Here is a 15,439-nt window from a genome sequence, read left to right as displayed (position 1 = left end):
AAAAATGAAAAAATTATGGAAATCCAGAAGAATATTTTAGAAGATATCGCGAACTGTTTTCATAAAAATGAAGAAAGTATTGCCGTTGCAGAAAGCGTCACGTCGGGTTTTCTGCAGTTTTCGTTTTCGCAGATGGATAAAGCTTCGGATTTCTTCCGGGGCGGAATTACAGCCTATTCGCTTGGTGAAAAGGTCCGTCTGCTTGAGGTCAATCAACTTGAAGCTAAAAGCTGCAACTGCGTTTCAGAAAAAATTTCGCAGCAAATGGCTGTCGGTGTATCTAAACTTTTCCGTACCGACTGGGGAATCGGCGTTACAGGCTATGCAGTGCCTGTTCCCGAAAGTGATGATAAACTTTTTGCGTATTTCAGTTTTGCTTATTATGGCGAAATTATTTTTACTAAAAAACTGGAACTCGATCTTGATACGGTAGGAAAGGAGGCACAGCTGTATTATTCAGAATTTATTTTAGGCTGTCTGAAATGTGAACTGAATAAACTTATTGCCAATAAGTGCACTCATTCTGCCAGATAGCATTGTATGGTAGATTATCAAATTAAATTGTGGACTATTTAATTATTTGAGCTATATTTACATCCTGTTGAAGAAAAATTTATTATGCATTTGCAAATGTGTAGCATGTTGAAAGATAATGTGTTATTTGATGCATAATTTAAATAACTCAAATTTTGCGGAGGCTTATCATCAGATTTGATAACTAAAAGTGGAGTCATTTTCTTTTATGGTAGAATTACAAAAAACTGACGTTTAGACATGGTAATTAACGAAGACCTGCTCATAGCAGCTGGAGCAGAGGTTGTAGATTTTAAGAAAAAAGAATTTATTTTTTCTGAGAATACTACACCCAAGTTTTATTACCAGATAAAAGAAGGAAAGGGAAAAACCAATAATTATCAGGAAGATGGGAAAGAATTTATTCAGGGATTTCTTTCCAAAGGCGATCCTTGTGGCGAATCTTATCTTTTTAATAACCACGAATATCCCGTAAATGCCGTCGCTACCCAGCACAGCAAAATCATCAGACTTGATAAAGTAAAATTTTTAGAGCTTGTACATGAAAATCCTGATTTACTGATGAAAATCTACGCACATACGGCTGAGCGTTTTTACTATAAATCGATTCTGATCAATAACCTCTCGATTGCCAATCCCATTGAACGTCTCAAAACACTGATCATTCTGATTAAAAAATATCATAATAAAGTAAAACCGTACAGTTTTCAGGTTCCTTTTACACGGCAGCAACTGGCTGCACTTACCGGTTTGCGGATTGAGACGGTCATACGCTCAATAAAAGCCATGGAAAAGCAGAAAATGCTTGTCATAGAAAACGGAAAGATTTTGGTTTAAATAATTAAAAACCGCTTCATTACTGAGGCGGTTTTTTTTAGGTCTAAAATTAATTAAAATGAAATTGCAAACGGTCCTTCAAAGTACGTTTTATACGTATCAATGAGATTTCCTTTCAGATCATAAACTCCAAACGTAATATTTTGCTTGGAAAGTTTCATTTCACTTTCGGGGAAGCTGATGCTGATCGAACCTTTCACAATCTGATCTCTGTCGACCACGATTTTATCTGTATTACTGAAACTGATCTCTCCGTGCGTCGGTTCAATAATTTTAATCGTTACAATTTTCTTATCGTTGGTTTTATTTAAAAACGTGTAATTGTAAACGTTGATGATATTATTGTCGCGGAGGAAATATGTGCTTCCTGCGGGCTTGATAAATTTCGCTTCCATTTCCGGTCGGCTGTATAGCAGATATCCTAGAACTAGCTGCAGCGCAATCAATACTGCCAGAAAACCTTTCATTCTGCCCGAGAATCTCGTAGGAGTACGTGATTCAATTTCTTTCTCTGAGGCATATCGAATCAAACCTTTTGGTAAACCCACTTTATCCATCACCTCATCACACGCGTCTATACAGGCGGTGCAGTTTACACATTCCAGTTGCTGTCCGTCTCTGATGTCAATTCCTGTCGGACAGACAACAACGCATTGATAACAATCGATACAGTCACCTTTTCCTGCTGCCTGGCGATCTTCGCCCTTTCTCCATTTAGACCGGTTCTCACCTCTTTTAAAATCGTAAAAAACATTAATTGTTTCTTTATCAATCAAAACGCCCTGCAGTCTTCCGTACGGACAAACAAGCGTACAAACCTGCTCTCTGAACCACGCAAATACAAAATAAAAAGCCATCGTAAACAAAATCATTACAATGAAATTGGTGGGATGTGCAAACGGACCTTCAGAAACGATTTTTAAAACTTCTTCATATCCAACCACATACATAAACATGAAGTGCGTAAAAATTAGAGAAATAATCATAAAAATCGTCCATTTCAGACCTTTTTTAGAGATTTTCTCCATGTCCCATTCCTGACGGTCGAGTTTCATCTGTCTGTTTCGGTCGCCTTCAATCAAATATTCGATTTTGCGGAAAACGTTTTCCAGGAAGATAGTCTGAGGACAGATCCATCCACAAAAAATTCTACCAAAAGCGATTGTAAAAATGATGATGCATATTAAAGATACAATGGCACCAACTGTCAGGATGAAAAAATCCTGCGGATAAAACGGCTGCCCAAGAATGAAAATCTGACGGTCGATCAGATTAAACATCAGAAAAGGATTTCCGTTGATTTTTATAAAAGGTACAAAAAGATAGAAAGCAAGCAGAATCCAGGCGACAAGATTTCTGTAGTTGGTATATTTTCCACGCGGCTTCTTTGGGAAAACCCATTTTCGCTTCCCGGAAGTTTCCATGGTGCCGATGGAATCTCTATACGATTCGGGATCGACGACCTGGCCTTCACCACCACGAATTTCTTTATTTATATTATCAGCCATAAGCTATTTTAAGTCACTAAAAATGGTTATACAAATATTGGTTTTAAAATTGCTGCTAAAGATAATTACTGAAAAAGAATGATGCAGCAATGTATTGTAGTGATGTACAATTATAAGACCATCAGTACCATTTTTTTTATGATCTGTACCATATGAAATCAAAAAAAGTTTCTTTTTATGATATAGAACTGTAGATTTTATTTTCAGGTTTTCTATTTTTACTGAACCATATTAAATTTTAAAAAAACACTATTTATGCTAAATACCGAACTGCTGTTGGCATACGGCGCTTCTCAGGTAGAATTCCCAGTTGGACACTCGATCTTCAGTGCGGGAGAAAAGCCCGGCTATTATTACCAGATTTTAGAGGGCCGCGTGAAACTCAACCACGAAACTGAAGACGGAAAGGAATTTATTCAAAACATTTTATCCAGCGGACAGAGCGTTTGTGAGCTGTTACTTTTTATTGAAGAACCTTATCCTGTAAACGCAGTTGTTTTAAATAACTGTCGGGTTTTGCGTTTGCCAAAAGTTCGTTTCTTTGATATTTTAAAAGATCATCCGGAACTTTCGATGATGATTAATAAATTTCTTTCTGAAAGATTATATCATAAATTTCTGATGCTGCAAAACAACGCTTCGCTCGATCCTGTTGTAAGATTACGCGGAGTTTTGACTTATCTCAAGAGTTTTACACCAGAACAGACGCAGTATGTCTATCAGATTCCTTTAACCAGAAAACAGCTGGCGGCAATTACCGGACTTCGGGTAGAAACCGTAATTCGTGCCATCAAAAAAATGGAAACCCGCAATATGCTGAAAATAGAGGATCACAAGATTTTTGTTTAAAACATTTTCAAATTTAAAATAAACCTTCCAAAACGTGTTCAGGAAGGTTTTTTATTTTAAATAAATTCCCAACCGATGTTATAATCCTAAAATTGCAGCTTCATATATGCTTTAAGTCATACCCATAAGGGATAAGTGTTGAGTAAATTGTCATCGATAAACCACTTTACAAAATATGCAGCATTTATTATGTTTCAGTCATCTGTCGTGGAACTTTGTTTTCCAGCGGCCTCAGCATCTGTTGACGAGATTTGCAAAAATCTATCAGGTGTTATACTTTGAAGAGCCAAAAATTGGCGAATCTCATCATTATACAGTCGATTTTCAGGATGGTGTTTATATCGTGCAGCTTTTTGTAACGCGTCACGATGAGGAGACCAACGCCGAAATCGCCAAACTCATCAAATCGGTCATCAAAGAATACGAAATTCAATCGTACATCTCTTGGTACTACACGCCGATGGCTTTAGATTTCACGTATGAACTTTCTCCGGAACTTGTAATATACGATTCTATGGATGAGCTTTCTGCGTTTAAGTTTGCTCCGCCAAGACTTCTGGCTTTGGAGGATGAACTTTTCCAGATGGCAGATATTGTTTTTACCGGTGGGCAAACGCTTTATCAGGCGAAAAAACACCGTCATCACAATATTCATGCTTTCCCGAGCAGTATAGATAAAGATCATTTTGGTGCTGCAAGACTATTTCAGGACAGTCCGAAAGATCAGGAACATATTCCTTATCCAAGATTAGGTTTTTTCGGTGTTGTGGATGAGCGGTTTGATGTACAACTTCTACGCGATGTTGCCGGGGAACGCCCAAATTGGAACTTTATAATTATTGGTCCGGTTGTTAAGATTAGTCACGAAGATTTACCACAAGCTCCCAATATTCATTATTTGGGTTCAAAACAGTATTCAGAATTGCCCGCGTACATAAGCCAGTGGGATATTTCCCTCATTATGTTTGCACTGAATGAATCAACAAAATTCATCAGCCCTACAAAAACTCCCGAATATCTCGCTGCAGGAAAACCTGTAATCTCAACGCCTATTACAGATGTTGTAGAGCCTTACGGAAGCAAAGGTTTGGTGCATATCGTAGACGACTGCACTTCTTTTGTGCTTGCCGCCGAAGAAATTTTAAAGGAAAACAACCGGGAAGAATGGCTTTCCAATGTCGATAATTTTCTGAAAGACAATTCCTGGGACCATACTTTTTCTAAAATGAATAATTTAATAAGTGAGCTTTATGCAAAATAAAATGATGTACGATTTTTTAATCGTAGGCTGTGGTTTCGCGGGTGCGGTTCTCGCCGAAAGACTTGCAGACAGCGGAAAAAAAGTGTTGATTGTTGACAAACGCGATCATATTGCCGGCAACGCGTATGATTTTTACAACGAAGACGGTATTCTGATTCACAAATATGGGCCGCATATTTTTCATACGAATTCAGCAGATGTGTTTAATTATTTAAGCAAATTTACAGCGTGGCGACCTTATGAGCACCGTGTTTTGGGAAGTGTAGACGGCCAGCTGGTGCCGATTCCTATTAATTTAACAACAATAAATACCCTGTACGGAACCAATCTTTGTTCAAATGAAGTGGAAGATTATTTAGCCTCAAAAGCTGAAAATAGAAAACCCGTACTTACGTCTGAAGACGTGGTTGTAAATGCGGTAGGAAAGGAGCTTTATGAAAAATTTTTCCGTGGCTACACAAAAAAACAGTGGGATCTTGATCCTTCGGAGCTTGATGCTTCGGTTACGGCGCGTGTACCGACGCGTACCAATAGCGACGACCGTTACTTTACAGATTCTTATCAGGCAATGCCGAAAAACGGATATACTGAAATGTTCAGAAAAATGCTGTCGCATAAAAATATCAGTATAATGCTGCAAAGTGATTACCGCGAAGTGGCTTCCATGATTTCTTATGATAAGATGATTTATACAGGACCTATTGATTCGTATTTTGATTTCTGCTTTGGTAAACTTCCCTACCGATCGATCGATTTTAAATTTGAAACCCTGAATGAAGATCAGTATCAAAAAACAGGAACCGTAAACTTCCCGACCTCAAATCTCTACACGCGAATCACTGAGTTTAAATATCTTACCGGGCAAAAGCATGATAAGACTTCGATAGTTTACGAATATCCGACGGCAGAAGGCGATCCTTATTATCCAATTCCGAGAAAGCAGAATCACGAAATATATGCCCAGTACAAAAGGCTTGCAGACGAAACGCCTGATGTTTATTTTACAGGCCGTTTGGCAACTTACAAATATTATAATATGGATCAGGTTGTCGCGCAGTCTCTTGCTTTGTTTAAAAAAATTATAAACGCTGAAGTTGCAGTATAATCAGGATTTTTTATCGTATCAGTACAATCCCTTCCGCTCATTTCTGATGGGCGGTTTTGAATGTGCCGATCAACAGAATGCTTTCGGAAACAGAGTAGATCTCTACGAAATGACTGGTCACGACCATTTTTTAGAGGAAGATTATCACCGCGCCAATGATCTTGGGATTTTTTCGGTTCGCGAAGGAATCCGCTGGAGTTTTGTCGAAAAAAAACCTTACGAATATGACTGGAGCGAGGTTGAAAGGATGATTTTTGCCGCAAAAAAGCACAGCATTCAGATCATTTGGGATATCTGTCATTTTGGTTATCCGGATGATCTTACACCTTTCCATCCGATGTTTGCCCGACGTTTTACACATCTGTGCGTGGCTTTTGTGAAAAAGTACCGTGAAATTTCACCTGATGACGAACTCATTATTACACCAATCAACGAGGTAAGTTTTATTTCATGGCTTGGTGGTGATGCGCGTGGAACTTCGCCGTACTGCATTCATCAAGGTTGGGAAGTAAAATACAGTCTGATGCGCGCTTACATTGAAGGTGTCGTTGCCATCAAAGAAATTGATGCAAACATCAAAATTCTTGCGACAGAACCGCTTATTAATATCGTAGCGGAGAATCCTCTAGATTCGATTGCAGTTTTAAATGCTAAAAAGAATCACGAAGATCAGTTTCAGGTTTTGGATATTTTATGCGGAAAAATATGTCCGGAACTTGGCGGAAAACCGGAACTGTTAGATTTCATTGGGGTTAATTTTTATTATAATAATCAGTGGATCAACGAAACGCATGAGTTTCTGCCCTGGGCCGACGAGCCGCCGCATACGTCTTACCGAAATTTAGAAAGTCTGGCCGGCGAAGTTTTTGTCCGCTACGGCAAACCGCTTTTAATTTCCGAAACCAGTCATCCTGGCGAAGACAGTGCAAAATGGCTTAACATGATTAATTTTGAATGTCAGAAGATTTTAAAACAGGGAATTCCGCTTTTGGGTTGCTGTATTTACCCGCTGATTGACCGCCCAGACTGGGACATTACCGATCACTGGCATCACAGCGGAATCTGGGATATTGTTAATTCTGAAACGCTCGAACGCGTCGTTTGTGAAGATTCTTTTGCTGCCTGTAAAGCGATAGGAGAGATAGATTCAGTATTTTCCGGTCAGCAAGATTTCAGTTTTCATGATTCTGGTCATGGCAATGTCTGAAATATTTCTTTACATTTAAACTGAAAAAACACACAAATGGATAGTTCTGTAGATTTTAAAGATAAAAATATTGTTTTTTTTGACGGCGACTGTGGTGTCTGCAACTTTTGGGTGCAGTGGATTTTGGAGCGTGATAAAAACGATAAATTCATGTTTGCATCGCTTCAGTCAAAGTTTGGGCAAAAGTTTCTGGCTGAAAGAAATTTAGAAAGAAAACAGTTTAAAACGCTTTATCTCTGGAAACCGGGCAAAACTTATCTGGTAAAATCACAAGCTGTTTTAGAAATCGCGTCTTTACTTGGCGGGGTTTACTCGTTAGCGAAAATAGCGAAGATTTTCCCGACCGGTTTTATGAATTTTTTTTACAATTGGGTTTCGGATAACCGCACAAAACTCGCCACACAAACATGCTTCCTTCCCGATGCGCATCAGAAAAAGAAATTTATCGAAGTCTGATTTAAAACAATTACAATGGAAAAAAAATGGGTAAAAGAGCAAAGACTGCCGAATGCCACCGCCGTTTTGGTGCTTGGCGTAGCATCGATCGCATTATGCTGCTGCTACGGAATTCCGGGGATTCTGACGGGAATTATCGCTTTGGTACTGTATCGTAAAGATGAAAAGAAGTTTTTAAATGACGACAGAAATTCTGCTGATATCCGCAATCTGAAAACCGGCCGTAAGTTAAGCATCATCGGGATGTGTATGAGTTCAATCTACTTCATGTACGTTGTTTACGCATATTTTACCCTTGGCGCAGAAGCGTTTACCAACCCAAAATTAATGGTTGAGCATTTCAGAAATCTGTTTTAGGAATAATCTTTCAACAGTTTTCTGTAGCCTGTGAGAATGGCAGATTTTGATATAAAACCAACAAATTTATTATCATCTCTGATGACCGGAAGATTCCAAGTGTCGGTATCATCAAAAACCTGTAAAATCTGATACAGACTGTCATTTTCACGAATGAGCGCCGGCGGAATTTTCATGATTTCCTTAATGCTTTCCGGTTTTTCTTCTTTAAATAAATACGGACGAAGGTCATCAATCGTAAGAAAACCTTTCAAAGTATTTTCTTCATTTACAATCGCAAAATTATTTTTTCTGCTGTCTTTTATTAAATCAAATACTTTCTCAATTCCCGCATCAATCTGAATCGTCCTTGATTTAGGATCGATAAAATCTCTGATATTTAAAGTTGAAAGAAGATTCTGATCATGTCTGTTGGTGAAGATTTTTCCTTCTTCTGCCAAAGTTTTTAATTCCGGAGAAATTGATGAAAACCACTTTGCAATGATGTAGGAAATCACCGAAACAATCATCAGCGGAATAAATAAATCGTAACCAAAACTCGATTCTGCAATCAGGAAAATCGCAGTGAGTGGTGCATAGAGAACGCCGCTGAGCGCACCTGCCATTCCCACCAGAACCAAATTTGTAACTGGGACATCGTGAAAGCCGAGCTGCTGACAGATAAATGAAAACAAAAATCCGAGGGTTCCACCGGCGAAAAGTGAGGGCGCGAAATTACCGCCGTTTCCGCCACTGAAAATCGTAAATGACGTAGCAAAAGCTTTAAGCAGACAAAGAAAAATTAGGAAAATAATAATCGTCCATTCGCGGATTTCAAAATATCTGAAAAAACTGTTTTCAATGATGGAATTGATATTTCCTGCAGTGTAGGCCTTTACTGTGTCATAACCTTCACCAAAAAATGGTGGAAACAAAACACACAGAACCGACAGAACGACACCACCAAACATGGCTGTTTTTATCTTTGAAAAATTCCGGCTATTGATGAAATGCTCGACTTTCTGCGATATAAAAAGAAAATAGCGCGCGTACAGTCCGGTGATAATTCCGAGAATAAAATAATACGGTGTATTTAAATAATTAAAAGAATCGCGTGTATAAAATCTGAATAAAACATCTTCCTGAAGTAAAATCCGCGAGAGTAAACTTCCGCAAACTGCTGCAACAACCAAAGGAATAAAGTCAGTAAAAACCACACCTGTCAATAAGATTTCAAACGCAAACATAATTCCTGCAATCGGTGCGTTGAAAGCTGATGCAATACCTGCGGTAGCGCCCGCAGCGAGTAAAAGTGTTCGTTCTTTATAAGTCAGCTGGTAGGTTTGAGCGTAATTTGAACCAATCGCGGCGCCTGTCACGGCAATCGGACTTTCAAGACCTGCAGAACCACCGAGCCCTACGGTTACTGCACTCTGAATGATCTGTGAATACATTTTCACCGAAGCAACAATGCTAGAATTCTTGGCAATTTCATATAAGATTGCACCGATTCCTTTACGGTCCTGACCTTTAAAAATTGCTAGAACAATCATCGTCGTTAGAACAATTCCGGCGAAAGGGAAGATGATGTAAAAGAGAATCTGATATTCGAAATACAGCTTCTGCGTTATAAAATAGTGGATATTGTGTACAATCGTTTTCAGTAAAACTCCAGCCAGACCGGCAGTGAGGCCGACCAAAATACCGGAAAGTATAAGAAACTGATTCCGTCCCAGTTTTTCTTTTAGCCAAAAAAGAACGATCTCATAACTCCGTGCTTTTTCCAACCCAAATTTTTGAAACTCGTTTTTGAATTTTAAAAAACTCAGATATTTTTTACGGTAATGAAACTTCACGGAGGTATAGAAATGATGGTGATTTGCAAATATAGCGCAGAAGCACTAAAATAAAAAAACCTTCGACGTAAATTGAAGTTTTTTGTGCGAAGCGTTATGATTTTTTTGTAACTCTACTTTAACATTTTCCTAAAAGTTAGACCGCATATTCTGCAGGTCCGCCCTGAAATCCGCCTGTTGTGTGCGAATAGCCACAAATTTTACCAACACCAATAGCCATTGCATTTATGGCAGTTCCTAAAAAGTTACTGTTTAAAGAAGGCGCATTTCCGCAGGAAATGTCAAATTGGCCATTTGGTAAAATTTTATCATGTCAAATTAACTGATATAGCGAAAGCGAATTTCCACTCGAGATTCATAATGCTTGGCATTTTTATTGACTCAAAAATGAATTAATAATTTAAGTTGAAAGCATACGCTTCAAAAATTAAACACCAGAAACATCACAAAAATATTTACCAATGAATTCTACTGAAACTACTGAAAAACCGAAATTATCCCGAAAAGAATTTCTCAATTTGACAGGCAAATCTTTAGCGGTTGCAGCCGGATCAATCGCCTTAGCTCCGGTAATATCAACCAATGTTTACGGACAGGATCGAAAAAAGGCAACGTCGCCACCAGCGAAAATCCCTTCCGATGTTGAAAAACCAATCGTGCTTGAAGAATGGAAATCTGATGCAGACCAAAAAGGGGCACCGACACCGACACCGCTTCCTCCAGACAGAAGGCTAGGCTATGCAGTTGTAGGTTTAGGACATTTGTCTCTTGAAGAAATTCTGCCAGCACTCAACGACTGTAAAAAATCAAAACTTGCTGCTTTAGTAAGTGGAAGTCCTGATAAGATGAAAAAGGTCGCTGCACAATATGGTGTAGGTGCCGAAAATTGCTACTCGTATCAGAATTTTGATCAGATAAAAAATAATAAGCAAGTTGATATTGTCTACATTGTTTTGCCAAACGGTCTTCATAAAGAATATGTAATAAGAAGCGCACAGGCAGGAAAACATATTTTGTGTGAAAAGCCTATGGCCAATTCATCTGCAGAATGCCGCGAAATGATTGCTGCCTGCAATAAAGCCAATGTTAAAATGATGATCGCCTATAGGATTCATTTTCAGCCGCACAACCGTAAGTTGAGAGAAATGTTGCAGAAGAAAGAATTTGGTTTGGCAAAATACGTTGAAGCTCACAATTCGCAAAGTACAGCCAATGTGAATCACTGGCGTCATAACAAAGCTTTAGCAGGAGGCGGCGCACTGCCAGATATTGGGCTCTACTGTTTAAATACAACACGTTTTGTTTTAGACCAAGAGCCTGTTGAAGTTTTTGCTTATCAATACAGTACACCGGGAAATCCGTTATTTAAAGAAGTAGAAGAGTTGGTGAGCTGGCAGATGCGTTTCCCAACCGGAATTATTGCGGGCTGCGCGACTGATTATGATGTACACGAAAGCAGAAGGTACCGAGTGAACTGCGAAACAGGGTGGATTGATATTGATCAGGCGTATGCTTATAGCGGACAGCGTTTAAAAACATCAAGAGCAGATGGAAATATAAAACGCACCGAAGAAATATCGATTGGTGAAAACAATCAGTTTGGAGCAGAAATGGATCATTTTTCAGACTGTGTGATGAACAATAAAAAACCATTTACGCCAGGCGAAGAGGGACTTCAGGATCATATCATCATGGAAGCAATATATCAGTCTGCCAAAGAAGGCAAGCCAATCAAGATTAACGGTCTGGCTCAAAAAAATAACTGGAGAGGACCAGAACCGGAATTGTAAATGACAAATCAACCTTTATTTAAAAGCAAAAAAATGCTGTAGACGATAGTTGATTCGAACCCCCGGACCTGTTACAGTCAATAGTTTTCAAGACTATCGCAATCGACCACTCTGCCATCTCTCCTGAATGCGGCTGATGTGCCGTTTTCGGTGGTGCAAAGATAGAATTGTTTTTGAATTTTACAAAAAATAATAACCGTTTTTCTGAAGGATTTAGTCAACAAACTTATTATCAGAAGGTTTAAATTTAAATCATTTTATAATTTCGTAGAGCTTTACGCCACAGAAAACAGCAACCAATCCTAAAACAACGCTTGCCACAATATTTAAAGCAAATAATCCATACTGCTGATCCTGCCATAATCCGAAATTTTCTAATGAAAAAGCCGAAAAAGTGGTAAAGCCGCCGCAAAATCCAGTAATTAATAAAAATTTTAAATATGAATCTGACTTTACCAAGGCAGGAAGCAAAAAACCGATGATCAGGCATCCGAGAAAATTGACGCTCAGGGTTCCAACCGGAAAAGCGCCAAATTTAAAAATCTTCTGCGAAAAGCTGCTGAGAAGAAATCTAGTGATGCTGCCAATTCCGCCACCAAGAAAAATGAGAATAAGATTTTTCATAAAAAAGTCGCAGCGTGTAAAGATGCGACTAATGTTTTAGTTTAGTTCAGATAGATATTTTTCTGCGTCCATCGCTGCCATACAGCCACTGCCTGCCGCAGTGATTGCCTGTCTGTAAATATGATCCTGCACATCGCCGGCTGCAAAAACTCCCGGAAGATTGGTTCTGCAGGTGCCTTTTTCAGTTACGATGTAACCGTTTTCGTCAAGCGTAATTTGTCCGGCAAAAATATCAGTGTTCGGTTTGTGACCGATTGCAATGAAAATTCCCTCGACTTCAACCGTAGATGTTTCCTGAGTTTGATTGTTAATAATAACCGCCCTTTCCACAAGATTGTTTTCGCCTTCGATGCCAATTAATTCGTGATGAAATTTTACTTCGATATTAGGCGTATGCTCTACACGGTGAATCATGGCTTTCGATGCACGGAATTCTCCTTTACGAACAAGCATTGTCACCTTTCTGCACAATTTGGAGAGATAAGTTGCCTCTTCAGCAGCTGTGTCACCTGCTCCTACAACGACAACATCTTTACCTTTGTAGAAAAATCCGTCGCAGGTTGCACATGCAGAAACTCCACCGCCGCTGTATTTTCTTTCGTCATCAAGACCAAGATATTTAGCCGTTGCTCCTGTAGAAATAATTACTGATTTTGCCAAAATTTCTTTTGCACCTACGAAAAGCCGGTGAATTCCGCCCTCTTCTTTAGCGAATTCGGCTTTGGTGATCATTTCATAATGAACTTTTGTATCAAATCTTTCAGCCTGTTTCTGAAGATCCATCATCATTTCCGGACCTGTAATTCCGGAAGGATAACCCGGAAAATTGTCAACTTCGGTTGTGGTAGTAAGCTGTCCGCCCGGCTCTAATCCTGTATATAACTGTGGTTTAAGATCTGCTCTTGCAGCATAAATGGCTGCTGTAAAGCCTGACGGGCCAGAGCCAACAATCACACAGTCAAAAATATTTTGTTCCATAGCTGATGATATTATTTTTAAGGGTACAAATTTCGCAAAAATCATCGGGTGAGCAATGGTTTTTGTGATCAGACTTTACGATATGGATTATAAGCCTCAGCAATCGATATTTATCAACAAAAAAATCTCCCCTCATAGAAGGAAGATTTAAGCTTTTCTTTTTACGGTTTATTTAATCTAAAGGACGTCTGCCTGAAATTAAATTGTATAAAACTACGATGATCGCGATCACCAATAAAACATGAACTAAATATCCTGTGCTCATTCCCGGAACGATTCCAAGCATTCCTAAAAGCCATACAACAATGCAGATTACTGCAACTAACCATAGTAGATTTCTCATGACGTTTATATTTTAAAGTTATGCAATCATATTAGCACAATCCGTGCCTTTTTTATTATTGTTTTGTGATATTGTTAATTTATAAGGATTTAAAATAAATTTTGATTAAATATTTTATAATTTTAATGCCACAAAATTTAAAAAAGATTTCAAGCTAACCTGTTTTTTGTACCTGATTTGTGAATTATTCTGTTAAATCATTACCTAAAAAATAGCTTTTTAAATTTTTTGTCAGTATTTTTGAATGCTTTAGCGTGAAAGCGTTTTTTTTAAATTTTAGCCTTATGATCTTAATCGTTGACGATAATCAAAATAATATTTTTTCATTAAAAAAACTTTTAGAATCTAAAAATTTTAGGGTAGACGCCGCAAATTCTGGCGAGGAAGCATTGGGGAAGGCTTTAAAAAACACCTACGCGCTTATCATTCTTGATGTACAAATGCCGGGAATGGACGGTTTTGAGGTTGCTGAATTATTTTCAGGCTACAGCAAAACAAGAGAAATTCCGATTATTTTTCTTTCGGCTGTTAATACAGATAAGCGTTTTATTACGAAAGGTTACGCATCCGGCGGAATCGATTATGTCACCAAACCCATTGATCCCGAAATTCTTCTGCTGAAGGTAAAAACTTTTTATAAACTTCAGGAGCAGAGTCTGGCGATGAAGAAAACGCAGCATCATCTGGAGCTGGAAGTGAAAGGCAGAAAAGAATCTCAAGCCACGATGAAGAATGAAAACGATCATTTTCATCTGATGTTGGAAGCGCTGCCGCAAATCGCTTTTACCTTAAATGGCGAAGGCCAGATTGATTTTGTAAATAACCGATGGTACGAGTACGCCGATTCTTTTGAACATTTTCCCGAGACTCATATTGATGATAAAAATATCGCGGAAGAGATTTTTCACTGTAGAAAAAACAAGCGGCCGCTCGAACTTGAAATCCGCATGAGAAAACTTAATACAGACGAATACCGCTATCATCTTTTAAGAATGTCTCCGGTTTTTGAAGGTGAAAATATCAAAAACTGGGTAGGAACTTTTACAGATATTGAAGATCAGAAAAAAGTTGAGAAGGAAAAAGATGAGTTTTTAAGTATTGCGAGTCATGAATTAAAAACACCGCTTACGAGCATCAAAGCTTACATTCAGCTTCTTGAAAGAAAATTAAAGCTTGAACCAACTGCTGCGGAAGCCAGTTACTTAACCAAAGTTCAGACGCAGATTGACAAACTGAATACTTTAATTACCGATCTTTTGGATGTTTCAAAAATTGAAAACGGCAAGCTGAAGATTACCAAAAAGCCGGAAAATTTTGAAGAAGTTTTAAAAAATTCGATAGAGACGATTTTGCATACGCATCATGATGATACGATTCGCATTGACCGCCACGGTCCGTTGGCAGATGTTATTTTGCCTTTCGACGCAATACGTATCGAACAGGTTTTGCTGAATTTTCTGAGCAATGCGATTAAATATTCACCAAAAAATCATCACATTATTGTTACCACTTTTCTGGACGAGCACGAAGTGAAAGTAAGTGTCACGGATTTCGGAATTGGTATTCCGGATTACAAGCAGGATGCAGTTTTCAAGAAATTTTACCGTGTGGAAGAGTCTTCGCTGCAGTTTCAGGGAATGGGAATCGGGCTATATATCTGCTCGGAAATCATTAAACAGCACCGCGGAACGATCGGTCTTTCCAGCAAAGTGGGCGAGGGCTCAACGTTTTATTTTACTTTACCTTTAAATTAAT

The 15,439-nt window shown here is 38.5% G+C and carries 15 protein-coding genes; 10 read left to right on the top strand and 5 right to left on the bottom strand.

Annotated features, from left to right (window positions below):
• The first annotated feature begins 15 nt into the window (after positions 1-15).
• Together ASG01_RS02695 and ASG01_RS02690 are read left to right on the top strand one after the other, a co-directional pair.
• On the top strand, positions 16-534 hold the full coding sequence (locus ASG01_RS02695) for a CinA family protein (protein ID WP_055862097.1): 519 nt from the start codon (positions 16-18) through the stop codon (positions 532-534).
• A gap of 240 nt (positions 535-774) precedes the next feature.
• Positions 775-1,371: a Crp/Fnr family transcriptional regulator gene (locus ASG01_RS02690; protein ID WP_055859518.1), complete on the top strand. Its 597-nt coding sequence runs from the start codon at positions 775-777 to the stop codon at positions 1,369-1,371.
• Positions 1,372-1,424: 53 nt separating this feature from the next.
• Here the strand turns inward: ASG01_RS02690 and ccoG are convergent, their stop codons facing one another.
• A complete protein-coding gene (ccoG, locus tag ASG01_RS02685; RefSeq protein ID WP_055859515.1) occupies positions 1,425-2,879 on the bottom strand; it encodes a cytochrome c oxidase accessory protein CcoG in 1,455 nt (484 codons plus the stop codon).
• A gap of 255 nt (positions 2,880-3,134) precedes the next feature.
• On the opposite strand from ccoG, the gene ASG01_RS02680 reads away from it, so the two are divergent.
• The 6 genes from ASG01_RS02680 (at position 3,135) to ASG01_RS02655 (ending at position 8,114) form a co-directional block, all read left to right on the top strand.
• Positions 3,135-3,728 carry a Crp/Fnr family transcriptional regulator gene (locus tag ASG01_RS02680; RefSeq protein ID WP_055859512.1) on the top strand — a complete coding sequence of 198 codons (594 nt, stop codon included), beginning with the start codon at positions 3,135-3,137 and terminating at the stop codon, positions 3,726-3,728.
• 175 nt (positions 3,729-3,903) lie between these two features.
• Complete coding sequence (locus ASG01_RS02675; protein WP_055859508.1) at positions 3,904-4,989, top strand: glycosyltransferase; 1,086 nt, start codon at positions 3,904-3,906, stop codon at positions 4,987-4,989.
• Position 4,990: 1 nt separating this feature from the next.
• Positions 4,991-6,094: a UDP-galactopyranose mutase gene (glf, locus tag ASG01_RS02670; protein WP_202966974.1), complete on the top strand. Its 1,104-nt coding sequence runs from the start codon at positions 4,991-4,993 to the stop codon at positions 6,092-6,094.
• Positions 6,084-7,301 carry a hypothetical protein gene (locus ASG01_RS02665; protein ID WP_202966973.1) on the top strand — a complete coding sequence of 406 codons (1,218 nt, stop codon included), beginning with the start codon at positions 6,084-6,086 and terminating at the stop codon, positions 7,299-7,301. Before glf ends, ASG01_RS02665 begins: the two co-directional genes overlap by 11 nt.
• A 36-nt stretch (positions 7,302-7,337) precedes the next feature.
• Positions 7,338-7,757: a thiol-disulfide oxidoreductase DCC family protein gene (locus tag ASG01_RS02660; protein WP_055859505.1), complete on the top strand. Its 420-nt coding sequence runs from the start codon at positions 7,338-7,340 to the stop codon at positions 7,755-7,757.
• Positions 7,758-7,772: 15 nt separating this feature from the next.
• Positions 7,773-8,114, top strand: a complete 342-nt coding sequence (locus ASG01_RS02655) for a CCC motif membrane protein (RefSeq protein ID WP_055859503.1) — start codon at positions 7,773-7,775, stop codon at positions 8,112-8,114.
• Here ASG01_RS02655 and ASG01_RS02650 read toward each other — a convergent pair.
• Positions 8,111-9,880, bottom strand: a complete 1,770-nt coding sequence (locus ASG01_RS02650; protein WP_238584494.1) for a chloride channel protein — start codon at positions 9,878-9,880, stop codon at positions 8,111-8,113. The genes ASG01_RS02655 and ASG01_RS02650 overlap by 4 nt on opposite strands.
• 530 nt (positions 9,881-10,410) lie before the next feature.
• Between ASG01_RS02650 and ASG01_RS02645 the strand changes: the two genes are divergently transcribed.
• A complete protein-coding gene (locus ASG01_RS02645; protein WP_055859497.1) occupies positions 10,411-11,739 on the top strand; it encodes a Gfo/Idh/MocA family protein in 1,329 nt (442 codons plus the stop codon).
• Between the two features lie 252 nt (positions 11,740-11,991).
• Here ASG01_RS02645 and crcB read toward each other — a convergent pair whose 3' ends face one another.
• From crcB to ASG01_RS15825, 3 genes are all read right to left on the bottom strand, one after another.
• On the bottom strand, positions 11,992-12,363 hold the full coding sequence (gene crcB / locus ASG01_RS02640; protein WP_055859495.1) for a fluoride efflux transporter CrcB: 372 nt from the start codon (positions 12,361-12,363) through the stop codon (positions 11,992-11,994).
• 36 nt (positions 12,364-12,399) lie between these two features.
• Positions 12,400-13,341 carry a thioredoxin-disulfide reductase gene (gene trxB, locus ASG01_RS02635; RefSeq protein WP_055859494.1) on the bottom strand — a complete coding sequence of 314 codons (942 nt, stop codon included), beginning with the start codon at positions 13,339-13,341 and terminating at the stop codon, positions 12,400-12,402.
• Between the two features lie 172 nt (positions 13,342-13,513).
• Entirely contained in the window at positions 13,514-13,684 is a 171-nt protein-coding gene (locus ASG01_RS15825; RefSeq protein WP_055859491.1) for a lmo0937 family membrane protein, read from the bottom strand.
• 284 nt (positions 13,685-13,968) lie between these two features.
• Between ASG01_RS15825 and ASG01_RS02625 the strand changes: the two genes are divergently transcribed.
• Positions 13,969-15,438: an ATP-binding protein gene (locus tag ASG01_RS02625; RefSeq protein ID WP_055862089.1), complete on the top strand. Its 1,470-nt coding sequence runs from the start codon at positions 13,969-13,971 to the stop codon at positions 15,436-15,438.
• Position 15,439 lies beyond the last annotated feature (1 nt).

The sequence above is a fragment of the Chryseobacterium sp. Leaf180 genome (assembly GCF_001424585.1).
In the GTDB taxonomy this organism is placed as follows: domain Bacteria; phylum Bacteroidota; class Bacteroidia; order Flavobacteriales; family Weeksellaceae; genus Chryseobacterium.
The sequence above is the reverse complement of the archived record's forward strand: the minus strand, read 5'-3'. Positions and strand labels throughout refer to the sequence as shown.

Coding starts and splice junctions, on each gene's coding strand:
- ASG01_RS02695 (WP_055862097.1), top strand. CDS start 16: ATGGAAATCCAGAAGAATATTTTAGAAGATATCGCGAACTGTTTTCAT.
- ASG01_RS02690 (WP_055859518.1), top strand. CDS start 775: ATGGTAATTAACGAAGACCTGCTCATAGCAGCTGGAGCAGAGGTTGTA.
- ccoG (WP_055859515.1), bottom strand. CDS start 2,879: ATGGCTGATAATATAAATAAAGAAATTCGTGGTGGTGAAGGCCAGGTC.
- ASG01_RS02680 (WP_055859512.1), top strand. CDS start 3,135: ATGCTAAATACCGAACTGCTGTTGGCATACGGCGCTTCTCAGGTAGAA.
- ASG01_RS02675 (WP_055859508.1), top strand. CDS start 3,904: ATGCAGCATTTATTATGTTTCAGTCATCTGTCGTGGAACTTTGTTTTC.
- glf (WP_202966974.1), top strand. CDS start 4,991: ATGATGTACGATTTTTTAATCGTAGGCTGTGGTTTCGCGGGTGCGGTT.
- ASG01_RS02660 (WP_055859505.1), top strand. CDS start 7,338: ATGGATAGTTCTGTAGATTTTAAAGATAAAAATATTGTTTTTTTTGAC.
- ASG01_RS02655 (WP_055859503.1), top strand. CDS start 7,773: ATGGAAAAAAAATGGGTAAAAGAGCAAAGACTGCCGAATGCCACCGCC.
- ASG01_RS02645 (WP_055859497.1), top strand. CDS start 10,411: ATGAATTCTACTGAAACTACTGAAAAACCGAAATTATCCCGAAAAGAA.
- crcB (WP_055859495.1), bottom strand. CDS start 12,363: ATGAAAAATCTTATTCTCATTTTTCTTGGTGGCGGAATTGGCAGCATC.
- trxB (WP_055859494.1), bottom strand. CDS start 13,341: ATGGAACAAAATATTTTTGACTGTGTGATTGTTGGCTCTGGCCCGTCA.
- ASG01_RS15825 (WP_055859491.1), bottom strand. CDS start 13,684: ATGAGAAATCTACTATGGTTAGTTGCAGTAATCTGCATTGTTGTATGG.
- ASG01_RS02625 (WP_055862089.1), top strand. CDS start 13,969: ATGATCTTAATCGTTGACGATAATCAAAATAATATTTTTTCATTAAAA.